We start from the raw sequence: 18,825 nt of genomic DNA on the forward strand, positions 1-18,825 counted from the left end.
TTATCCGTTGCCGACACCGAAGTGCCGGACTTTGATCCAAAGGAATCTCACCCGGTAAAAACCGGGACGAGGTTATTTGGCATTTGACAAGTGCACGCTGTTGAGTTCTCAAGGATCGGATGCTCCTCCCGACAGACCTCTCGGCCTGCCCTGAAGGGCGTCGTTTCATGTTTGCGGTCCGACGTTCCAGATCGGCGCTTCGGCGGGCGGTTGCCTGCCAGTGGTCCCTGACCTGGTTCTGCGAACCGGAGTCCCTATCGTAGCACAACCTCAGTGAGGCGTAACCAGGATGGGGGATGTTGGCTGCATGAGGGGAGCGGGGCCTTCCGGCCGCTTCGCTTTCCCCTTTGGGGCCAACAGAGAAAACATTACGCGGGATCCGGGGGCCCGGCAAATCCGGGCCGCCCCCCGGGCGTGTCGCCCGGAATCACGCGGAAGTCGCGGGGGTGCCGGCCCCGTCCCTCGGGGAGCTCCGGCGGCGCAGCAGCTGCACGGCCGCAGCGAGCGCGACCGTCCCCGCGCCCCACAGCGCGCAGGCCGGCGGAAGCACCCGGTACGCCAGGTGCGCCACAGTGAACTCCGCATCGAGCGGACCGTAGAGCGCAAGGCCGATGACCCAGGCACCGACGAGCACGGCGGGAAGCGACAGCCACCATGCCGCACGCACGGCACGCGGCAGCATCCGCGCCGGGAGCCCGGTCGCCTCCTGCGTACGCAGGCGCAGCAGCGCCCAGGCCGCGATCACTGCGATACCCACCACGCCGGAGCCGTACTGCAGCCACTTGAAGCCGGTGAATGGACCCCACGCGTCACCCAGCGCCGGAAAGACCGCGACGCCCCAGCGCCCCTCGTGCGTGAAGGCATCCCACACCATGTGCGTCAGCACGCCCAGCAGCAGCGAGAGCGCCACCAGCACGAGGTGACCGCGGGCGTAGCGGCCGCCCGGCAGCCGCCCCACCGTGTCCCGTGCGGCCGCGGCCGCTCCCCTGTCCCATTCCGGCGGCAGCCGCACGGCCAGCCAGGCCGGGGAGAGTTCGCGCACGGCCGGGCGCAGCACGCACCGCCACACCAGCAGCAGGACGAACGCGGTGAGCACGGTGACGAGCAGGCCGCCCACCGAGTGGGTGAGGCCGTAGGTCAGCGGCGTCCCGCGCAGGAACAGCGGGAGGTCCGGCGTCATCGCCCCGATCGCGATCGCCGCCGGGATCAGCGGGGTGCGGATGAACGGCAGCGCGACGACGGCGTGACTGGGAGTGAACGGCATCCTTCGCTCCCCCGGCCGCCTACCGGGTCAGACCGCGGCCGGCGCCGGGAACAGCCCGGCGAGGGTCTTCTTGCCGCGCCGCAGCACCGACACGCCCCCGGGGAGCCCGCCGGTCACCAGCGCCGCCTCATCCTCGACACGCACGCCGTCGAGCGACACCCCGCCCTGCGCGATCGCGCGACGCGCCTCCGAGAGGCTCGCCGTCAGGCCGGTGTCGACGAGCGCCTGCACCACCGTCGTGCCGGCGGGCACCTCGGCGTGGGGAAGCTCCTCGAGCGCGGAGCGGAGCGTGCCGGCATCCAGCGTCGTCAGGTCGCCCTTGCCGAAGAGCGCCTCGGATGCCGCGATGACGGCTGCCGCGGCGTCCGTGCCGTGCACGAGCGCCGTCACCTCCAGCGCGAGCCGCTTCTGCGCCGCACGCCGGAAAGGCTCTTCGGCCACGAGACGTTCGTACTCCGTGATCTCGTCGCGCGTGAGGAATGTGAACACCTTCAGCCTGCTGACCACGTCGGCGTCGTCGGTGTTGAGCCAGAACTGGTACATCCGGTACGGGCTGCACATCTCGGGATCGAGCCAGACGGCGTTGCCCTCGCTCTTGCCGAACTTCGTGCCGTCGCTGTTGGTGATCAGCGGCGTGCCGATCGCGTGCACCGAGACGCCCTCCACGCGGTGGATGAGATCCGTGCCGCTGGTGAGGTTGCCCCACTGGTCGCTGCCTCCGGTCTGCAGCACGCAGTCGTACTGGCGGTAGAGCTCGAGGTAGTCCATCCCCTGGAGGATCTGGTAGCTGAACTCGGTGTAGCTGATGCCGGCGTCGGAATTGAGCCGCGCCGCGACCGCGTCCTTCTTGAGCATCGTGCCGACGCGGTAGTGCTTGCCGACCTCGCGGAGGAAGTCGATGGCGCTCAGCGGGGCCGTCCAGTCGAGGTTGTTGACGATGCGCGCGGCGTTGTCCCCCTCGAAGCTGAGGAACCGCTCGACCTGTCCGCGCAGGCGCGTCACCCACTCGGCGACCACCTCGGGGGTGTTCAAGGTGCGCTCGGCCGATGGCCGCGGGTCGCCGATGAGACCGGTCGATCCGCCGACCAGCCCGAGGGGGCGGTGCCCGGCGAGCTGGATGCGACGCAGGGTCAGCAGCTGCACCAGATTGCCCAGGTGCAGGCTCGGCGCCGTCGGGTCGAAACCGCAGTAGTACGTGATCGGGTCGCCCGCGAGCAGTTCGCGCAGCGCCTGCTGATCCGTGGACACATGCACGAGGCCGCGCCAGACGAGCTCGTCCCAGACGTTCTCGAACGTGGGGTCGATGGCAGGCTCGGCGACCGTCAAGGCTTCGGTTGACACGCGCTCCAGGCTATCAGCGCCGGGGCGGCGAGCCCGTCGGATCAGGCCGCCGCCACCTCGTCGTACAGGCCGATCAGGTTGCCCTCGCTGTCGCGGATGTACGCCCACCGCGACGTCTCATCGAGCGGCTGGATCGCCCCCACCAGTTCGCCACCGCGGGCCTGCGCGAGGGCCACGGTGTCCTCGATGCGGTCGACGGTGAAGACCACGGTCGGATGCGGGGCGGTGCCGCGCTGGTGCAGGTCGCCGCTGACGCCCTCGCCATCGGGCTGTCGCAGCATGCCCATGTCGTCGCCCCACGGCTCATACTCGAACCCGAGGACCTCACGGTAGAACTCCTGCGCACGGCCGATGTCGTCTGCGGGGATCTCGAAGTGCTCCATCTTCGCCATGGTCAGAGGATGGCCTAGGCGACACGGGGAGGCAAGAGTCGCATCTCGCGAGCGTGCGGGAGGGCCGTGCGAGACTGTGCCGCATGCCGGTCGTGTTCCCCGATGCCCTCGTCTCCGCCTTCGTGACGATCTCGCTGTTCCTCGCGCTCGCAGCGGCGCTGGCGCTCATCGTGGTGAACCTGCGCAGGCCCCGGAACACCACGCTGGCGGTCGCCGGCGGCATCGTCGTGCTGTGCCTGCTGGTCGTCGCGGTGCTGCCGTGGAACGCACCCGGTCTGCTCGGCCTCATCGTCGCGCTGCCCGCGGTCGCGCTGGCCGTGCTCGGCGGCGACCCGGTCGTGCGCCGCGTGCTCGCGATCGCGACGCACGGCACCGTGCGCGAAGGCGTCGCCGGCGGCATCCTCGTCTCGGCGCGTGCGGATGCCGGAGACGACCCGGGCTCGATGCAGGAGATCCTGCGCGGCGGCACCACCATCGGCTACCTCGAGCGGCTCGGGGTCGTGCTCGGCATCATCGCCGGCTTCCCCGAGGCGATCGCCGTGGTCGTGGCCCTCAAGGGCATCGGCCGCTTCTCGGAACTGGCGACCCCCGCCGCGCGCGAGCGCTTCATCGTCGGCACGCTCGCCAGCCTGCTGTGGGCCTGCGTCGTCGGAGCGATCGTCCGCCTCGCGATCACGTAGGGCGCTTTTCGGGGCCCGCACACGACGAAGCCCGCCCCGGCGAACCGGAGCGGGCTTCGTGATGCAGCGGATGCCGCGAGTCACTCGGACTTCGCGGGCTCCTCGACGGCGTCCTCGGCGGCGGCCTCAGCGGCAGCGCCCTCCTCGGGCGACTCGGCGCCGGCCTCGGCGACCGGGGTCTCCTCGGCGGGGGTCTCCTCGACCACGGTCTCCTCGGCGGGAGCCTCGGCCTCGGCGGCCGGAGCAGCAGCAGCGGCCGCGCCCGACTTCTTCGCCGACTTCGGCTTCGGGTTCACCGGCTCGAGCACGAGCTCGATGACGGCCATGGGGGCGTTGTCGCCCTTGCGGTTGCCGATCTTCGTGATGCGGGTGTAGCCGCCCTCACGCTCGGCGACCTGCGGCGCGATCTCCGTGAACAGGGTGTGCACGACCGTCTTGTCGCCGATGACCGACAGCACGCGACGGCGTGCGTGCAGGTCGCCGCGCTTGGCGAACGTGATGAGGCGCTCTGCAAGCGGACGCACGCGCTTGGCCTTGGTCACGGTGGTCGTGATCGAGCCGTGGGTGTACAGCGCGGCGGCCAGGTTCGCGAGAAGCAGGCGCTCGTGGGCGGGGCCGCCTCCGAGGCGGGGACCCTTGGTGGGCTTGGGCATGTCAATTACTCCAGTTGGAAAGAAGAAGGCTCTGCATGTCGCTTCCCGGCTTCAGGCCGAGTCGCGGCATCGGGGACCGATCAGATGTTCTCGTCGTCGTAGCCGCCGTAGAAGTGCGCGCCGTCGAACCCGGGAACCGAGTCCTTCAGCGACAGGCCGAGCGAGACGAGCTTGTCGCGCACCTCGTCGACCGACTTCTGACCGAAGTTGCGGATGTTCATCAGCTGCGTCTCGGACAGGGCGACCAGCTCCGAGACCGTGTTGATGCCCTCGCGCTTGAGGCAGTTGTACGAACGCACCGACAGGTCGAGGTCCTCGATCGGCATCGACAGCTCGTTGGAGAGCACCGTCTCCACGGGCGCGGGGCCGATCTCGATGCCCTCGGCCTCGACGTTCAGCTCGCGCGCCAGACCGAACAGCTCGGTCAGGGTGCGGCCGGCCGATGCGACGGCGTCACGGGGAGCCATCGAAGCCTTGGTCTCGACGTCGAGCACGAGCTTGTCGAAGTCGGTGCGCTCACCGGCACGGGTCGCGTCGACGCGGTAGCTCACCTTGAGCACCGGCGAGTAGATCGAGTCGATCGGGACGACCCCGGCCTCGGCGTACTCGTTGCGGTTCTGGGTGGCCGAGACGTAGCCGCGGCCACGCTCGATCGTCAGCTCGAGCTCGAACTTGGCGGTGTCGTTGAGCGTCGCGATGACCAGCTCGGGGTTGTGCACCTCGACACCGGCCGGGGCGGAGATGTCCGCCGCGGTGACCTCGCCCGCACCCGTCTTGCGCAGGTAAGCGGTGATGGGCTCATCGCGCTCGCTCGAGACGACGAGCTGCTTGATGTTGAGGATGATCTCGGTGACATCCTCCTTCACCCCGGGGATGGTGCTGAACTCGTGCAGCACGCCGTCGATGCGGATGCTGGTGACGGCGGCGCCGGGAATCGACGACAGCAGGCTGCGACGCAGCGCGTTGCCGATCGTGTAGCCGAATCCAGGCTCGAGCGGCTCGATGATGAACCGGCTGCGGAACTCGCCGATCTTCTCCTCGGTCAGAGTGGGACGCTGTGCGATGAGCACGATGTGTTCCTTTCAATCACGTGACCGCTATATGACACGTGGGTGTGGTGAGGTGTTGAGTTGTCTCGAGGATGCCGCGCGTCGCGGCATCCGGAAAGCGCGAGTTCGACCGGCTCGGGGCGGGACGGCTCGAATGGCCGTCCCGCCCCCTGAGCCTGTCGAGGAATCAGACGCGGCGACGCTTGGGCGGGCGGCAGCCGTTGTGCGCCTGCGGGGTGACGTCCTGAATGGACCCCACCTCGAGGCCGGCGGCCGTCAGCGAGCGGATCGCGGTCTCGCGGCCCGAACCCGGACCCTTCACGAAGACGTCGACCTTCTTGACGCCGTGCTCCTGAGCCTGGCGCGCAGCCGACTCCGCAGCCATGCCTGCGGCATAGGGGGTCGACTTGCGCGAGCCCTTGAAGCCCACACCGCCGGACGAAGCCCAGCTGATGACGGCGCCGGACGGGTCGGTGATCGAGACGATCGTGTTATTGAACGTCGACTTGATGTGGGCGTGGCCCAGCGCGATGTTCTTCTTCTCCTTGCGACGCGGCTTGCGCGCGGCGCTCTTGGCCTGTGCCATGTTGTGCGTTCTCCCTAAATCCTGGGGCGCCGGCGGAGGCCTAGCGCGCCTTCTTCTTGCCGGCGACCGTGCGCTTGGGGCCCTTGCGGGTACGCGCGTTGGTCTTGGTGCGCTGGCCGCGCACCGGCAGGCCGCGGCGGTGGCGCAGGCCCTCGTACGAACCGATCTCGACCTTGCGGCGGATGTCGGCGGCCACCTCGCGGCGAAGGTCACCCTCCACCTTGTAGTTGCCCTCGATGTAGTCGCGGAGCGCGACGAGCTGATCGTCGCTGAGGTCCTTGACGCGGATGCTCTCGTCGATCCCGGTGGCGCTGAGGATCTCGTGGGAACGGGTACGGCCAACGCCGTAGATGTAGGTCAGGGCGATGACCACGCGCTTATCGCGCGGGATGTCGACGCCGGCAAGACGTGCCATGCGGCTCTCCTAGGAGTGAGTGGAGGTGTGGAACAGGATCGGTGCCCGGGCCTCCGCCCCGAGGTGTCCCCCGCTCGCGCGGGTTCTGATCCTGCCGTGTGTATGTGTTCAGTTGTACGACTGGGTGGGCGGGGATGCCGTGGCATCCCGCCGCGTCAGCCCTGGCGCTGCTTGTGGCGCGGGTTGGACTTGCAGATGACCATCACGCGGCCGTGGCGGCGGATGACCTTGCAGTGGTCGCAGATGGGCTTGACGGAGGGGTTGACCTTCATGGTTCTTCCTGTTCGCTGTCTTCGCCGGGCAGGGCACAGGCATGCCCTGGGGCGTTACTTCTCGACCGGTCTAGCGGTAGCGGTAGACGATGCGACCGCGCGTGAGGTCGTACGGGCTGAGCTCGACGACGACACGGTCTTCGGGGATGATGCGGATGTAGTTCTGCCGCATCTTGCCGGAGATGGTCGCGAGCACCTTGTGTCCGTTGCTCAGCTCCACGCGGAACATCGCGTTCGGGAGAGCCTCGGAGATCACACCCTCGATCTCGATGACACCGTCTTTCTTCGCCATACGCTCGCTTACAGTTGTGCGGACCGGTCGGTCTGCGGTGGATGGGATTCGGTGCGGCGACACGCCAAAGCGGGCGCAACGCACCAAACGTCAAGCATACGTGGTAGTGACCGCGGCGGCAACTCGGGCGTGTCGGTCGCGGCGTGTCGCCGGGGGACGCGTGGGGTTCACGCAGGGAAGACCCGGAAGTGCGCAAGCCGCTCCCCCAGCGTGTCGGCGCTCTCGAGGTGGGCCTGCCCTGCTCTGACGAAGGGTCGCCCGGTCGTGCCGCGGATCCAGTCCTCCCTCTCCTTCTCGGCCAGCAGCACCGCCTCGAGGTCGACGGCCCCCCGCAGCGCCGGGTCGGTGTACTTGCCCCTGCCGTCGAACTCGAACCAGGCGGGCACCGCCTCCAAGCCGATGTCGATCCAGAACCAGCCGCCGCGCGGCGCGCGGACCGGCACCTGCGGCACCAGCGCGGTGAAGCCGAGGTCCCGCAGGAACAGGCGGCACAGCGTCTCGCCTGCGGTCTCGGCGCGGCCGTCGGCGAAGGTCAGCACTCGACGGCCCAGCCGCACACCCCGTGCGCGCGGATGTCGGACGAGGTGCTCCGCCACCTCCCGGCGGAACGCGGCGTCGGCATCGTCGTCGTAGGTGCGGGTGCGCGCCGTGTAGGCGACCTGATGGAGGGCGGCATCGGCGATGGCGAGGCCTGCTGCCTCGGGCGCGAGACGGATGACGTCCGCCACCGTGCGGGAGAGCGTCGTGCACGGGATGCCGCACACGACCGTGCGGTCGTGTATCGGCACCTCGATCTCGTGGCGTGCGACGATCCGGTCGCCGCCTGCGACGAGACCGTTCGTTCTGGCGCCACTCACATGCACCCGCTGCGGCCGCAGCCGCAGCAGGGGAAGACCGTGCAGCACCGCCGCGGACACGAAGGAGAAGACGGCATCCGTCCCGCGCCGGCGTTCGTGCGCGGCCACGACGCGGAGGAGGTGGCGGTCCTCGGAGTAGGCGGCACGCCAGGTCGCATCCGGCACGTACCAGCCACGGTGGATTCGGCGCAGCTCCCCCGCCTCGACCGCGCCGGCCAACCGGCGGGGCGACATGCCGGTCGCTTCGAGTCGGCTGCGGGACAGCAGGTGGCCGCGGGCCTCGGGAACATCCATGCCCCCACGGTGGCCCACTCCGGAGACGCGTGCCGCGGCATCCCCCAGTTCCGCGCAGGTTCCCGCGTGATGGCCGCTTGTGGAGACATCGCCGCCACCACCCCGCACCCCCGCGGCCGGTCCGCGAGGCGGCCGCGCACGACGATTCGGGCTCGCCAGCCCACACCGAGAGGACGAACCCACACTTCCCGCGCGTTCGCCGCGTGTGGGTTGGTGCGTTGCATGTGGGTTCGAGACGTCGCGGTACCTGTCTGCGACAGATCGCGAGCCACGAGCCCCGCCGGACCGACGCGAGCCCCCGGTCCTACCTCCGCCCCGCCGAAGCCCCGCCCCGGCCCCGCCCCGCCCTCGCCCGGGTCCGCCCAAGCCCCGCCCCGATCCCGCTCGCCCCGCCCCGGCCCCGGCCGGGCCCACCCCGCCCCGGCGCCGCCCCGGTCCCGGCACGTCCTTCGCGCAGCTCCGATCCCGCTCGCCGACGCCGCCCCCGCCCGGGCCCGCCCGGCCCAGTCCCGGCAGCTCCTTCGCGCGGCTCTGTGCGCGGCCACCCCACACCGAATGCACGAAACCACACCTCCCGCGCGTTCGGGGGGTGTGGTCTCGTGCGTTGCGTGTGGGTTCGCGGTGCGGATGCGCGGATGCCGGGGCTCCCGGACACCGGGGCTCCCGGATGCCGGGGCTCGCGGATGCCGGCGGCCAGGATGCCGGGCCGGCGCGCGCCCGCGGGAACTACTGACCCAGGCGGTCGGTGATGTCGGCGGCGACGTTTCCACTGATGGTGACGTACTCGCCGTTCACCAGCAGCGTGGGGGTGCCCGCCTGGCCCTGCTCATTGGCGGGGAGCTTCTGCGACTGGGCCTGCACGAACTTGTTGTAAGTGCCGTCCTCGATGCAGGCTGCGGCGTCGGGGGCCCCGGCATCCGCGGCCATCGACGCCATCAGCTCGTTGCTGAGGCCCTGGCCGGTCGGGTGCTCGGCGAACACGGCCTGCATGAAGTCGTAGGCCGCCTCGCCTCCGGCCTCTTCGGCGACGCAGTACATCGCGCCGGCGGAGCGGGCAGAGAATTCGGTGCCGGATGCCGCGTTCAGCCCCGACAGCGCGACCGGCTGCAGACGCAGCGTGATCTCGCCGGACTCGACCAGCGACGCGATCTCAGGGCCGTAGAGGTCCTCGAAGTCCTGGCAGTGGGGGCAGAAGAAGTCCGCCCACACCTCGACCTCGTCGGGCCCGTCGCCCACGATGATGGCGCCGGTCTCGGCCTCGACGGCCGCGCTCTCCGGCGGGGAGCCGGGCGAGGTCGCCGAGCTGTTCATGAACCAGACCAGCGCGCCGACGCCGACGAGCACGACGACGACCGCCACACTCACCCAGATCGCGAACCAGTTGGTCTTGTTGCCTGCCGCTGCCACGAGCCGCCCCTATCCGATCTTGCGCGGGACCACGCCGAACGGCGCGAGGCCCGCTGCTCCTCCATCGGGCGCCGTGAGCACCCAGATGCCTTCATCATGCACCGCGACGCTATGTTCCCAGTGTGAGCCGGCCGAGCCGTCGATGGTCGAGACCGTCCAGTCGTCGTCCTCGACGAAGGTCTCCTCGCTGCCGGCGACCACCATCGGCTCGATCGCCAGGCACAGACCCGGCTTGACCTCGGGTCCGCGGTCGGCGACCCGGTAGTTGAACACCGACGGCGCCTCGTGCATCTTGCGGCCGATCCCGTGGCCGACATAGTCGCGCAGGATGCCGTAGTCCTCGCCGGAATCCTCGATGTACCCCTGCACGGCCGCACCGACCTCACCGATGTGACGGGCGTGCGCGAGCGCGGCGATGCCGGCCCAGAGCGACCCCTCGGTCACCTCGGACAGCCGCTCGCGGGCGGCGACGAGTTCGGGCCGCGACGGGTCGGGCACGACGACGGTGATCGCCGAGTCCCCGTTCCACCCGCGGTACTGGGCCCCGGCGTCGATCGACACGATGTCGCCCGGCTCGAGTGCGCGGTCGCTGGGGATGCCGTGGACGACCTGCTCGTTCACCGACGTGCAGACGGTGTGGCGGTAGCCGCGCACCAGCTGGAAGTTCGACTCGGCCCCGCGTGCGCGGATGACCTCGGACGCGGCGGCATCCAGCTGCAGCGTCGTCACCCCCGGCGCCACCAGCGCCCGCACGGCGTCGAGCGCGGCGGCGGTGATGAGTCCGGGTTCGACCATCGACCGCAGCTGCGCGGGGGTCTTGTAGATGGAGCGGCGCAGCACGTCGATCAGGCGCCGACGAGATCGCGCGCGGCCAGCGCGGCGCGGATCCGCTCGGTGATCTCGTCCAGCGTGCCGACGCCGTCGATCGTGTCGACGATGCCGCGCCCGCGGTAGACGTCGAGGATCGGCGCGGTCTCCCGCTCGTAGATGCCGAGGCGGTTCGCGATGACCTCTTCGGTGTCGTCGGTGCGGCCCTGCTCGGCGGCGCGCAGCGTGAGCCGCGAGATGCTCTCATCGCGGGGCACGCTCAGCTCGATCACGCCGGTGAGCTCCTCGCCGCGGCCATCCAGGAACGCGTCGAGGTCGGCCACCTGGCCGAGATTGCGGGGGTAGCCGTCGAGGAGGAAGCCGGCGGCGGCGTCGTCCTGCGTGAGCCGGTCGCGCACGATCGCGCTGGTCAGCTCGTCGGGGACGAGGTTGCCGGCCTCGATGATGGCCTGCACCTGCTTGCCGAGTTCGGTGCCGGCCTTCACGTTGGCGCGGAACACGTCGCCGGTGGAGATGACGGGGATGCCGAAGGCCTCGGCGACGCGCACGCCCTGCGTGCCCTTGCCCGAGCCCTGCGGTCCGACGATGAGAAGACGAGGGATGGTCATCGGAGGAGTCCTTCGTAGTGGCGCTGCTGCAGCTGGGCGTCGATCTGCTTGACCGTCTCCAGACCCACGCCGACGATGATGAGGATCGACGCGCCACCGAACGGGAAGTTCTGGTTGGCGCCGACCGTCGCGAGGGCCAGCAGTGGGAGCAGGGCGATGAGACCCAGGTAGATCGATCCCGGCAGTGTGATGCGCGTCAGCACGTAGTCGAGGTACTCGGCGGTCGGCCGGCCGGCACGGATGCCGGGGATGAATCCGCCGTACTTCTTCATGTTGTCCGCGACGTCGACCGGGTTGAACGTGATGGCGACGTAGAAGTAGGTGAAGCCGACGATCAGCAGGAAGTAGACCGCCATGTAGAACGGGCTGTCACCGGTGGTGAAGTACTGCTGGATCCAGGCCACCCAGCCGGGGATGTTGCCGTCGGCATCGGGCGTCTGGTTGAACTGCGCGATCAGGGCGGGGATGTACAGCAGCGACGAGGCGAAGATGACGGGCACGACGCCGGCCATGTTCACCTTGATCGGGATGTAGGTGTTGGTGCCGCCGTAGGTGCGCCGACCGACCATGCGCTTGGCGTACTGCACCGGGATGCGCCGCTGGGACTGCTCGACGAACACGACCAGCGCGACGGTGAGGATGCCGACCGCGAGCACCAGGAGGAAGATCTCGAAGCTGCGTGCCTGCCAGATCGACCACATGGCCGAGGGGAAGGTCGCGGCGATCGAGGTGAAGATGAGGATCGACATGCCGTTGCCGACGCCGCGCTCGGTGACGAGCTCGGCGAACCACATGATGAGGCCGGTGCCGGCGGTCATCGTGATGATCATGAGCAGCTGGGCCCACCACGCGTCGTTGGTGAGCACCTGCTCGCAGTCGGCGATGCCGGTGATGCCGAAGAGCTGGCCGCTGCGGGCCACGGTGATGAGCGTGGTCGACTGCAGCATCGCGAGCGCGATGGTGAGGTAGCGCGTGTACTGGGTCAGCTTGGCCTGGCCGGCCTGGCCTTCCTTGTACAGGGCCTCGAAGTGCGGGATGACCACACGCAGCAGCTGCACGATGATCGTCGCGGTGATGTACGGCATCACGCCGAGCGCGAAGATCGACAGCTGCAGCAGGGCGCCACCGGAGAAGAGGTTCACCAGTGAGAGCAGGCCCTCGGTGCTGCCGGACTGCGCGAGACACGACTGCACGTTCGGGAAGTCCACGAACGGCGTCGGCACGTGCGCGCCCAGGCGATAGATGGCGATGATCGCGAGCGTGAAGCCGATCTTCCGCCGCAGGTCGGGTGTGCGGAAGACCCGCGCGATGGCGCTGAACAAGTCGGATTCCTCCAGTGAGATCGGCGGCGGCACAAGGCGCGCCGTCAACCAGAGTACGGCACAGGGGCCGGAGCGCTGCTCCGGCCCCTGTGGCGCGATTACTTGATGGTGCCGCCGGCGGCGACGATCTTCTGCTCAGCGGAGCCGGAGACCTTGTCCACCGACACCGTGAGCGGGACCGAGATGTCGCCGGTGCCGAGCACCTTGACCTTCTCGTTCTTGCGAACGGCGCCCTTGGCGACCAGGTCGCCCACGGTGACGTCGCCACCCTGCGGGTACAGCTCGGCGAGCTTCTCGAGGTTCACGACCTGGTACTCGACGCGGAACGGGTTCTTGAACCCGCGCAGCTTCGGAGTGCGCATGTGCAGCGGCATCTGGCCGCCCTCGAAGCCGACCTTCACGCTGTAGCGGGCCTTGGTGCCCTTGGTGCCACGGCCCGAGGTCTTACCCTTCGAGCCCTCACCGCGGCCGACACGGGTCTTGGCCGTGTTGGAACCGGGGACCGGGCGCAGGTGGTGGACCTTCAGCACGCCGGGACGGGATGCCGGGGCATCCTTCTTCGGCGCAGCCTTGGGGGCAGCCGACTTCTTGGCGGCAGCCTTCTTGGGCGCGGCCGTCGTGACGGCCTCGTCCTTCTTCTCGGCCTTCTCAGCCATTAGTCGATCTCCTCAACCTTGACGAGGTGGGCGACGGTCTTGACGTAGCCGCGCGTCTGCGCGTCGTCGGGACGGACGACCGAGTCGCCGATCCGCTTGAGACCGAGGCTGCGCAGCGTGTCACGCTGGTTCTGCTTCTCGCTCACCTTGGACTTGACCTGCGTCACCTTCAGACGGGCAGCCATCAGGCACCTACCTTCTTCGCCGCAGCGGCCTTGGCCTCGTTGCGGATGATGATCGCCGGAACGACCGCGTCGTAGTCCAGACCACGACGGGCGGCAACGGCACGGGGCTCCTCGAGGCTCTTGAGGGCCTCGACGGTCGCGTGCACGATGTTGATCGTGTTGGACGAACCCAGCGACTTCGACAGCACGTCGTGGATGCCGGCGCACTCGAGCACGGCACGCACGGGACCACCGGCGATGACACCGGTACCGGCGGCAGCCGGACGCAGCAGCACCACACCGGCGGCGGCCTCACCCTGCACGGGGTGCGGGATGGTGGAGCCGACGCGGGGCACGCGGAAGAAGTTGCGCTTGGCCTCTTCGACACCCTTCGAGATGGCCAGGGGCACCTCGCGGGCCTTGCCGTAGCCGACACCCACGAGACCGTTGCCGTCGCCGACCACCACGAGGGCGGTGAAGCTGAAGCGACGGCCACCCTTGACGACCTTCGACACGCGGTTGATCGTGACGACGCGCTCGAGGAACTGGCTGTCGTTGCGGTCGCGCGAGTTGCGGTCGCGGGTCTGGCTGCGCTCGCGACCCCCGCGGCGCGGCTCGCGCTCCGCAGTCGCCGTCTCGGGCGCGGCCTCGGCCGCAGCCGGAGCGGTTTCGGTCACTTCGTTCTCCTTGTTCTCGCTCACAGGTTCAGGCCTCCCTCGCGGGCGCCGTCGGCGATCGCGGCGACGCGGCCCGCATAGCGGTTGCCACCACGGTCGAACACGACGTCGGTGACGCCGGCGGCCTTGGCACGCTCGGCGACCAGCTCGCCGACCTTGCGGGCCTTGGCGGTCTTGTCACCGTCGAAGGCGCGCAGGTCGGTCTCGAGGGTCGACGCCGACGCAAGGGTGTGACCCTTGCTGTCGTCGACCAGCTGGACGAAGACGTGACGGGCCGAACGGGTGACGACAAGACGCGGACGCGCCTCGGTGCCGACGACCTTCTTGCGCAGACGCGCGTGACGACGCGCGCGTGCGACGGACTTGGAAGTCACAGCCATGGTTACTTACCAGCCTTTCCGGCCTTGCGCCGAACGACCTCGCCGGCGTAGCGCACACCCTTGCCCTTGTACGGCTCGGGCTTGCGGATCTTGCGGATGTTGGCGGCGGCTTCACCGACGGCCTGCTTGTCGATGCCGCTCACCGTGAGCTTGTTGTTGCCCTCGACCGTGAACGTGATGCCGGCCGGCGGGTCGACGAGCACGGGGTGCGAGAAGCCGAGGGCGAACTCGACCGAGCCGCCCTTCTGGGCCACGCGGTAACCGGTGCCGACGACCTCAAGGCCCTTGGTGTAGCCCTGGGTGACGCCGATGATGTTGTTGTTGATGAGCGTGCGCGTCAGACCGTGGAGCGAACGCGACTCGCGCTCGTCGTCGGGACGGGAGACCAGAACCTGGTTCTCCTGGACAGCGACCTCGATGGGGCGCGCCACGGTGAGCTTGAGCTCACCCTTGGGGCCCTTGACGGAGACATCCTGGCCGGAGACCTCGACGGTCACGTCGGCGGGGATGTCGATGGGAAGACGACCGATGCGGGACATTCAGATCACCACACGTAGGCGAGGACTTCCCCGCCGACGCCCTTCGACTCAGCCTGGCGGTCCGTGAGGAGACCAGAGGAGGTGGACAGGATCGCGACGCCGAGGCCACCGAGAACGGTGGGCAGCTCGGTCGAGCGTGCGTACACGCGCAGACCCGGCTTGGAGACGCGCTTGATGCCGGCGATGGACCGCTCGCGGTTGGGGCCGTACTTCAGCGACAGCGTGAGGGTCTGGCCGACACGGGCGTCGGAGACCTCCCAACCGGCGATGTAGCCCTCCTGCTGGAGGATCTCGGCGATGTGAGTCTTGAGCTTGGAGCTCGGCATGGACACCGTTTCGTGGTGGGCCGAGTTCGCGTTGCGCAGACGGGTCAGCATGTCTGCGACCGGGTCTGTCATTGTCATGTGTTGTTTCCTTTGTTCACGAGGTTTCGGATGCCGTTACGCGACAGCCGACCTTCGATGACTTGCGATGTTCAGTTGTAGCGGGCGTTCGGTCCCGGACACGAAGCCCGGGACCAAACGCCCCACTCTATCGGATCACGCCTGGGCGTCGTCCCCACGGAAGGGGAAGCCCAGCTGACGCAGCAGCGAGCGGCCTTCTTCGTCGGTGGACGCCGTGGTGACCACGGTGATGTCGAAGCCGCGAACGCGGTCGATCTTGTCCTGGTTGATCTCGTGGAACACCGACTGCTCCTGCAGGCCGAAGGTGTAGTTTCCGTGACCGTCGAACTGCTTGGGCGACAGACCGCGGAAGTCGCGGATGCGCGGCAGCGCCAGGTTCACGAGACGGTCCAGGAACTCCCACGCACGGTCCCCACGAAGGGTGACGTGCGCGCCGATGGCCTGACCCTCGCGCAGCTTGAACTGCGCGATGGACTTGCGGGCCTTGGTGACGACCGGCTTCTGGCCGGTGATCTTGGTGAGGTCGTCGACCGCACCATCGATCACCTTGCTGTCACGCGCAGCCTCACCGACACCGGTGTTGACGACGACCTTGACGATCCGCGGGGTCTGCATGACGTTCGAGTAGCCGAACTCCTCCTGCAGCGCCTTCTGGATCTCGTTCTTGTACTTCTGCTTCAGGCGGGGCTGGATCTTGCCAGCCTCCGCGGCAGGTGCAGTGCTCATTCTCAGAGGTCCTTGCCTGACTTCTTCGCGTAGCGCACGCGGACCGTGCGCTTGACGCCGTCCTTGACCTGCTCCTCGACGCGTCGACCGACACGGGTCGGCTTCTTCGTCTCGGGGTCGACCAGGGCGACATTCGAGATGTGGATGGGAGCCTCGAACGTCTCGAGACCGCCCGTCTTGGTGCCGCGCTGGGTCTGACCCACGCGGGTGTGCTTGGTGACGTAGTTCACGCCTTCGACGATGACGCGGTTGCGCTCGACAAGGACCTCGAGGACCTTGCCCTGCTTACCGCGGTCTCCGCCGCGCTCGGGCTTGGCGCCCGTGATGACCTGAACCAGGTCGCCCTTCTTGATCTTCGCCATGATCAAATGACCTCCGGGGCGAGCGAGACGATCTTCATGAACTTCTTGTCGCGAAGTTCACGACCGACGGGTCCGAAGATGCGGGTGCCGCGGGGCTCCCCGTCGTTCTTCAGGATCACGGCGGCGTTCTCGTCGAACTTGATGTACGAACCGTCGGGACGACGGGTCGACTTGACGGTGCGCACGATGACGGCCTTGACGACATCACCCTTCTTGACGTTTCCGCCGGGGATGGCATCCTTCACCGTCGCGACGATGATGTCGCCCACACCGGCGTACCGGCGAGCAGAGCCGCCGAGCACACGGATCGTGAGCAGCTCCTTGGCGCCGGTGTTGTCGGCGACCTTGAGTCGGGATTCGTTCTGAATCACTTCTTACTCCTTGGATTCCAAGAAGGCCGAGGCCTTACTTGGCCTTCTCGAGGATCTCGACCAGGCGCCAGCGCTTGGTGGCGCTCAGCGGGCGGGTCTCGTTGATGAGCACGAGGTCGCCGATGCCGGCGGTGTTGCCCTCGTCGTGGGCCTTGACCTTCGACGTGCGGCGGATGACCTTGCCGTACAGCGGGTGCTTCACGCGGTCCTCGACCTCGACGACGATGGTCTTGTCCATCTTGTCGCTGACGACGTAGCCGCGGCGCGACTTGCGGTAACCACGGGCGTTCTCGTCGCGCACGTCGCGCGCGGCCGACTCGTGGCCGGCGGCCTCGGTGGCCGGCGCCGCCTTGGCGGCGGTCTTCTTCTCGGTGGTCTCAGCCATCACTCGGCCTCTTCCTTCACGGCCTCGTCAGCGGCATCCGCCTTCTTGGCCTTCGTCTTCTTCGCCTTCGTCGCGGTCTCGGCGGGGGCGGGCGTGGCACGGATGCCCAGCTCGCGCTCGCGGATCACGGTGTACAGCCGCGCGATGTCGCGCTTGACCGCACGGATGCGGCCGTGGCTGTCGAGCTGGCCGGTGGCCGACTGGAAGCGCAGGTTGAACAGCTCTTCCTTGGCCTTGCGCAGCTCCTCCACGAGGCGCTGGTCTTCGAACGTATCGAGCTCGCTCGGTGCGAGCGTCTTGGTGCCGACGGCCATTACGCGTCGCCCTCCTCGCGCTTGATGATGCGTGCCTTCAGGGGCAGCTTGTGGATGGCACGGGTCAGTGCCTCACGAGCGAGCTGCTCGTTGACGCCGGCGACCTCGAAGAGGACGCGACCCGGCTTGACATTTGCGACCCACCATTCCGGGGAACCCTTACCGGAACCCATGCGGGTCTCGGCGGGCTTCTTGGTCAGCGGACGGTCGGGGTAGATGTTGATCCACACCTTTCCACCACGCTTGATGTGACGGGTCATGGCGATACGAGCGGACTCGATCTGACGGTTCGTCACGTACGCGGGGGTCAGGGCCTGGATGCCGAACTCGCCGAAGGAGACCTTCGTGCCGCCGGTGGCCTGGCCTGAGCGACCCGGGTGATGCTGCTTGCGGTACTTGACCTTGCGGGGGATAAGCATTACGCCGATGCTCCTTCTGCGACGGGTGCCTCGTTGCGCGGGCCACGACGACGGTCGCCGCCGCGGTCGTCGCGACCGCGGGACTTGGGCGCGTTGGCCTGCTCGCGAGCGAGCTCCTTGTTGGTGAGGTCGCCCTTGTAGATCCAGACCTTCACGCCGATGCGGCCGAAGGTGGTCCTGGCCTCGTAGAACCCGTAGTCGATGTTCGCGCGCAGGGTGTGCAGGGGCACACGGCCTTCGCGGTAGAACTCCGAGCGGCTCATCTCGGCGCCGCCGAGGCGGCCGGAGACCTGGATGCGGATGCCCTTGGCACCGGCACGCTGGGCGCCCTGCAGGCCCTTGCGCATCGCGCGGCGGAACGCCACACGTGCGGAGAGCTGCTCGGCGATGCCCTGCGCGACCAGCTGGGCGTCGGCCTCGGGGTTCTTGACCTCGAGGATGTTCAGCTGGATCTGCTTGCCGGTGAGCTTCTCGAGGTCGGCGCGGATGCGCTCGGCCTCGGCGCCACGGCGGCCGATGACGATGCCCGGGCGGGCGGTGTGGATGTCGACGCGCACGCGGTCACGGGTGCGCTCGATCTCGATGTTGCTCACGCCGGCGCGGTCGAGCTGCGTCTGCAGGAGCTTGCGGATCTTGATGTCCTCGGCGACGTAGTCGGCGTAGCGCTGGCCCGGCTTGGTCGAGTCGGAGAACCACCGCGACACGTGGTCGGTCGTGATGCCGAGGCGGAAGCCGTAGGGGTGAACCTTCTGTCCCATTACTTACTCGCCTTCTTCGTGTTCGTGGCGGGGGCAGCAGCGTCGACCTCGGGGGTCGCCAGCTCCACCGTGATGTGGCTGGTGCGCTTCTTAATTTGGAAGGCACGACCCTGCGCACGGGGGCGGAAACGCTTGAGCGTCGAGCCCTCGTCGACGTACGCGTTCTTCACGTACAGGTCCTGGTCATCCAGGAACTCGCCGTTCTTGTCGGCGGCGACGCGTGCGTTCGCCATCGCGGAAGCGACGAGCTTGTAGATCGGCTCGGACGCACTCTGCGGCGCGAACTTCAGGATGGCCAGAGCCTCCTGAGCCTGCTTGCCCTTGATGAGAGCGACGACACGACGAGCCTTCTGAGGGGTCACGCGGATGTGTCGCACGCGGGCGATGGAATCCACCATCTCTCTCTCCTC

General features: G+C 68.5%; 29 protein-coding genes. 1 reads left to right on the forward strand and 28 read right to left on the reverse strand.

What is annotated here, in order from left to right; genetic code table 11:
- Nucleotides 1-427 precede the first annotated feature (427 nt).
- Genes NQ165_RS11815 through NQ165_RS11825 form a run of 3 tightly spaced genes read right to left on the reverse strand, consistent with a single transcriptional unit; the run spans nt 428 to nt 2,997 of the window.
- On the reverse strand, nt 428-1,264 hold the full coding sequence (locus tag NQ165_RS11815; RefSeq protein ID WP_257533574.1) for a DUF4184 family protein: 837 nt from the start codon (nt 1,262-1,264) through the stop codon (nt 428-430).
- A gap of 27 nt (nt 1,265-1,291) precedes the next feature.
- A complete protein-coding gene (gene tyrS, locus NQ165_RS11820; RefSeq protein ID WP_257533575.1) occupies nt 1,292-2,605 on the reverse strand; it encodes a tyrosine--tRNA ligase in 1,314 nt (437 codons plus the stop codon).
- A gap of 41 nt (nt 2,606-2,646) precedes the next feature.
- The gene (locus tag NQ165_RS11825) at nt 2,647-2,997 is read right to left on the reverse strand and encodes a VOC family protein (RefSeq protein WP_257533576.1); all 351 of its coding nucleotides are present in this window, start codon (nt 2,995-2,997) and stop codon (nt 2,647-2,649) included.
- A gap of 83 nt (nt 2,998-3,080) precedes the next feature.
- On the opposite strand from NQ165_RS11825, the gene NQ165_RS11830 reads away from it, so the two are divergent.
- A complete protein-coding gene (locus NQ165_RS11830; RefSeq protein WP_257533577.1) occupies nt 3,081-3,677 on the forward strand; it encodes a hypothetical protein in 597 nt (198 codons plus the stop codon).
- Between the two features lie 80 nt (nt 3,678-3,757).
- On the opposite strand, the gene rplQ is transcribed toward NQ165_RS11830, so the two are convergent.
- The 25 genes from rplQ to rplV form a co-directional block, all read right to left on the reverse strand.
- Complete coding sequence (rplQ, locus tag NQ165_RS11835; protein WP_257533578.1) at nt 3,758-4,330, reverse strand: 50S ribosomal protein L17; 573 nt, start codon at nt 4,328-4,330, stop codon at nt 3,758-3,760.
- Between the two features lie 80 nt (nt 4,331-4,410).
- Nucleotides 4,411-5,400, reverse strand: a complete 990-nt coding sequence (locus NQ165_RS11840) for a DNA-directed RNA polymerase subunit alpha (RefSeq protein ID WP_257495819.1) — start codon at nt 5,398-5,400, stop codon at nt 4,411-4,413.
- A 166-nt stretch (nt 5,401-5,566) separates the two neighbouring features.
- Nucleotides 5,567-5,965 carry a 30S ribosomal protein S11 gene (gene rpsK / locus NQ165_RS11845; RefSeq protein WP_023954078.1) on the reverse strand — a complete coding sequence of 133 codons (399 nt, stop codon included), beginning with the start codon at nt 5,963-5,965 and terminating at the stop codon, nt 5,567-5,569.
- Nucleotides 5,966-6,005: 40 nt separating this feature from the next.
- Complete coding sequence (rpsM, locus tag NQ165_RS11850; protein WP_257533579.1) at nt 6,006-6,380, reverse strand: 30S ribosomal protein S13; 375 nt, start codon at nt 6,378-6,380, stop codon at nt 6,006-6,008.
- Nucleotides 6,381-6,535: 155 nt separating this feature from the next.
- Nucleotides 6,536-6,652, reverse strand: a complete 117-nt coding sequence (rpmJ, locus tag NQ165_RS11855; RefSeq protein WP_005050492.1) for a 50S ribosomal protein L36 — start codon at nt 6,650-6,652, stop codon at nt 6,536-6,538.
- 70 nt (nt 6,653-6,722) lie between these two features.
- Nucleotides 6,723-6,944, reverse strand: coding sequence for a translation initiation factor IF-1 (gene infA / locus NQ165_RS11860; protein WP_017201569.1), 222 nt, complete (start codon nt 6,942-6,944; stop codon nt 6,723-6,725).
- Between the two features lie 167 nt (nt 6,945-7,111).
- Nucleotides 7,112-8,095, reverse strand: a complete 984-nt coding sequence (locus NQ165_RS11865) for a type IV toxin-antitoxin system AbiEi family antitoxin domain-containing protein (RefSeq protein ID WP_257533580.1) — start codon at nt 8,093-8,095, stop codon at nt 7,112-7,114.
- Between the two features lie 726 nt (nt 8,096-8,821).
- Nucleotides 8,822-9,502, reverse strand: a complete 681-nt coding sequence (locus tag NQ165_RS11870) for a DsbA family protein (RefSeq protein ID WP_257533581.1) — start codon at nt 9,500-9,502, stop codon at nt 8,822-8,824.
- A gap of 9 nt (nt 9,503-9,511) precedes the next feature.
- Nucleotides 9,512-10,342: a type I methionyl aminopeptidase gene (gene map, locus NQ165_RS11875; protein WP_257533582.1), complete on the reverse strand. Its 831-nt coding sequence runs from the start codon at nt 10,340-10,342 to the stop codon at nt 9,512-9,514.
- Between the two features lie 5 nt (nt 10,343-10,347).
- A complete protein-coding gene (locus NQ165_RS11880) occupies nt 10,348-10,938 on the reverse strand; it encodes an adenylate kinase (RefSeq protein ID WP_306816758.1) in 591 nt (196 codons plus the stop codon).
- Complete coding sequence (secY, locus tag NQ165_RS11885) at nt 10,935-12,260, reverse strand: preprotein translocase subunit SecY (RefSeq protein WP_257533583.1); 1,326 nt, start codon at nt 12,258-12,260, stop codon at nt 10,935-10,937. Before secY ends, NQ165_RS11880 begins: the two co-directional genes overlap by 4 nt.
- 98 nt (nt 12,261-12,358) lie before the next feature.
- Nucleotides 12,359-12,916, reverse strand: coding sequence for a 50S ribosomal protein L15 (gene rplO, locus NQ165_RS11890; protein ID WP_257533584.1), 558 nt, complete (start codon nt 12,914-12,916; stop codon nt 12,359-12,361).
- Entirely contained in the window at nt 12,916-13,101 is a 186-nt protein-coding gene (gene rpmD / locus NQ165_RS11895; protein WP_023954062.1) for a 50S ribosomal protein L30, read from the reverse strand. Before rpmD ends, rplO begins: the two co-directional genes overlap by 1 nt.
- Complete coding sequence (gene rpsE, locus NQ165_RS11900) at nt 13,101-13,781, reverse strand: 30S ribosomal protein S5 (protein ID WP_285181658.1); 681 nt, start codon at nt 13,779-13,781, stop codon at nt 13,101-13,103. The genes rpmD and rpsE overlap by 1 nt, the downstream gene beginning before the upstream one ends.
- Nucleotides 13,778-14,137 carry a 50S ribosomal protein L18 gene (gene rplR / locus NQ165_RS11905; RefSeq protein ID WP_257533586.1) on the reverse strand — a complete coding sequence of 120 codons (360 nt, stop codon included), beginning with the start codon at nt 14,135-14,137 and terminating at the stop codon, nt 13,778-13,780. The genes rpsE and rplR overlap by 4 nt, the downstream gene beginning before the upstream one ends.
- Nucleotides 14,138-14,139: 2 nt before the next feature.
- Nucleotides 14,140-14,676: a 50S ribosomal protein L6 gene (rplF, locus tag NQ165_RS11910; RefSeq protein WP_257533587.1), complete on the reverse strand. Its 537-nt coding sequence runs from the start codon at nt 14,674-14,676 to the stop codon at nt 14,140-14,142.
- 5 nt (nt 14,677-14,681) lie between these two features.
- Nucleotides 14,682-15,080, reverse strand: coding sequence for a 30S ribosomal protein S8 (gene rpsH, locus NQ165_RS11915; protein WP_257533588.1), 399 nt, complete (start codon nt 15,078-15,080; stop codon nt 14,682-14,684).
- Nucleotides 15,081-15,215: 135 nt separating this feature from the next.
- Nucleotides 15,216-15,806 carry a 50S ribosomal protein L5 gene (gene rplE / locus NQ165_RS11920; protein WP_257533589.1) on the reverse strand — a complete coding sequence of 197 codons (591 nt, stop codon included), beginning with the start codon at nt 15,804-15,806 and terminating at the stop codon, nt 15,216-15,218.
- 2 nt (nt 15,807-15,808) lie between these two features.
- Nucleotides 15,809-16,168, reverse strand: a complete 360-nt coding sequence (gene rplX / locus NQ165_RS11925) for a 50S ribosomal protein L24 (protein WP_257533590.1) — start codon at nt 16,166-16,168, stop codon at nt 15,809-15,811.
- 2 nt (nt 16,169-16,170) lie between these two features.
- Nucleotides 16,171-16,539 carry a 50S ribosomal protein L14 gene (gene rplN / locus NQ165_RS11930; protein WP_191719471.1) on the reverse strand — a complete coding sequence of 123 codons (369 nt, stop codon included), beginning with the start codon at nt 16,537-16,539 and terminating at the stop codon, nt 16,171-16,173.
- A 34-nt stretch (nt 16,540-16,573) separates the two neighbouring features.
- The gene (rpsQ, locus tag NQ165_RS11935) at nt 16,574-16,924 is read right to left on the reverse strand and encodes a 30S ribosomal protein S17 (protein WP_257533591.1); all 351 of its coding nucleotides are present in this window, start codon (nt 16,922-16,924) and stop codon (nt 16,574-16,576) included.
- Nucleotides 16,924-17,238 carry a 50S ribosomal protein L29 gene (gene rpmC, locus NQ165_RS11940; protein WP_257533592.1) on the reverse strand — a complete coding sequence of 105 codons (315 nt, stop codon included), beginning with the start codon at nt 17,236-17,238 and terminating at the stop codon, nt 16,924-16,926. The genes rpsQ and rpmC overlap by 1 nt, the downstream gene beginning before the upstream one ends.
- The gene (gene rplP, locus NQ165_RS11945) at nt 17,238-17,657 is read right to left on the reverse strand and encodes a 50S ribosomal protein L16 (RefSeq protein WP_029145865.1); all 420 of its coding nucleotides are present in this window, start codon (nt 17,655-17,657) and stop codon (nt 17,238-17,240) included. Before rplP ends, rpmC begins: the two co-directional genes overlap by 1 nt.
- Nucleotides 17,657-18,415 (reverse strand): 30S ribosomal protein S3, encoded by a 759-nt coding sequence (gene rpsC / locus NQ165_RS11950; RefSeq protein ID WP_257533593.1) that lies wholly within the window; start codon nt 18,413-18,415, stop codon nt 17,657-17,659. Before rpsC ends, rplP begins: the two co-directional genes overlap by 1 nt.
- Complete coding sequence (gene rplV / locus NQ165_RS11955) at nt 18,415-18,813, reverse strand: 50S ribosomal protein L22 (RefSeq protein WP_257533594.1); 399 nt, start codon at nt 18,811-18,813, stop codon at nt 18,415-18,417. The genes rpsC and rplV overlap by 1 nt, the downstream gene beginning before the upstream one ends.
- Between the last annotated feature and the right edge of the window lie 12 nt (nt 18,814-18,825).

The sequence above is a fragment of the Microbacterium sp. zg.Y1084 genome, from assembly GCF_024623595.1.
Classification (GTDB): Bacteria; Actinomycetota; Actinomycetes; order Actinomycetales; family Microbacteriaceae; genus Microbacterium; species Microbacterium wangruii.

Bases quoted from the DNA above. Each gene is read 5' to 3' on its own strand.
- rplV (WP_257533594.1), bottom strand. From the start codon at position 18,813: ATGGTGGATTCCATCGCCCGCGTGCGACACATCCGCGTGACCCCTCAG.
- rplO (WP_257533584.1), bottom strand. From the start codon at position 12,916: ATGGCTGAGAAGGCCGAGAAGAAGGACGAGGCCGTCACGACGGCCGCG.
- rplF (WP_257533587.1), bottom strand. From the start codon at position 14,676: ATGTCCCGCATCGGTCGTCTTCCCATCGACATCCCCGCCGACGTGACC.
- rpmJ (WP_005050492.1), bottom strand. From the start codon at position 6,652: ATGAAGGTCAACCCCTCCGTCAAGCCCATCTGCGACCACTGCAAGGTC.
- rpsH (WP_257533588.1), bottom strand. From the start codon at position 15,080: ATGACAATGACAGACCCGGTCGCAGACATGCTGACCCGTCTGCGCAAC.
- rplE (WP_257533589.1), bottom strand. From the start codon at position 15,806: ATGAGCACTGCACCTGCCGCGGAGGCTGGCAAGATCCAGCCCCGCCTG.
- rpsM (WP_257533579.1), bottom strand. From the start codon at position 6,380: ATGGCACGTCTTGCCGGCGTCGACATCCCGCGCGATAAGCGCGTGGTC.
- infA (WP_017201569.1), bottom strand. From the start codon at position 6,944: ATGGCGAAGAAAGACGGTGTCATCGAGATCGAGGGTGTGATCTCCGAG.
- NQ165_RS11815 (WP_257533574.1), bottom strand. From the start codon at position 1,264: ATGCCGTTCACTCCCAGTCACGCCGTCGTCGCGCTGCCGTTCATCCGC.
- NQ165_RS11830 (WP_257533577.1), top strand. From the start codon at position 3,081: ATGCCGGTCGTGTTCCCCGATGCCCTCGTCTCCGCCTTCGTGACGATC.
- rpsC (WP_257533593.1), bottom strand. From the start codon at position 18,415: ATGGGACAGAAGGTTCACCCCTACGGCTTCCGCCTCGGCATCACGACC.
- rpmD (WP_023954062.1), bottom strand. From the start codon at position 13,101: ATGGCTGCCCGTCTGAAGGTGACGCAGGTCAAGTCCAAGGTGAGCGAG.
- rpsQ (WP_257533591.1), bottom strand. From the start codon at position 16,924: ATGGCTGAGACCACCGAGAAGAAGACCGCCGCCAAGGCGGCGCCGGCC.
- rpsK (WP_023954078.1), bottom strand. From the start codon at position 5,965: ATGGCACAGGCCAAGAGCGCCGCGCGCAAGCCGCGTCGCAAGGAGAAG.
- NQ165_RS11865 (WP_257533580.1), bottom strand. From the start codon at position 8,095: ATGGATGTTCCCGAGGCCCGCGGCCACCTGCTGTCCCGCAGCCGACTC.
- rplQ (WP_257533578.1), bottom strand. From the start codon at position 4,330: ATGCCCAAGCCCACCAAGGGTCCCCGCCTCGGAGGCGGCCCCGCCCAC.
- rplX (WP_257533590.1), bottom strand. From the start codon at position 16,168: ATGGCGAAGATCAAGAAGGGCGACCTGGTTCAGGTCATCACGGGCGCC.
- rplP (WP_029145865.1), bottom strand. From the start codon at position 17,657: ATGCTTATCCCCCGCAAGGTCAAGTACCGCAAGCAGCATCACCCGGGT.
- rplR (WP_257533586.1), bottom strand. From the start codon at position 14,137: ATGGCTGTGACTTCCAAGTCCGTCGCACGCGCGCGTCGTCACGCGCGT.
- rpmC (WP_257533592.1), bottom strand. From the start codon at position 17,238: ATGGCCGTCGGCACCAAGACGCTCGCACCGAGCGAGCTCGATACGTTC.
- NQ165_RS11880 (WP_306816758.1), bottom strand. From the start codon at position 10,938: ATGACCATCCCTCGTCTTCTCATCGTCGGACCGCAGGGCTCGGGCAAG.
- NQ165_RS11825 (WP_257533576.1), bottom strand. From the start codon at position 2,997: ATGGCGAAGATGGAGCACTTCGAGATCCCCGCAGACGACATCGGCCGT.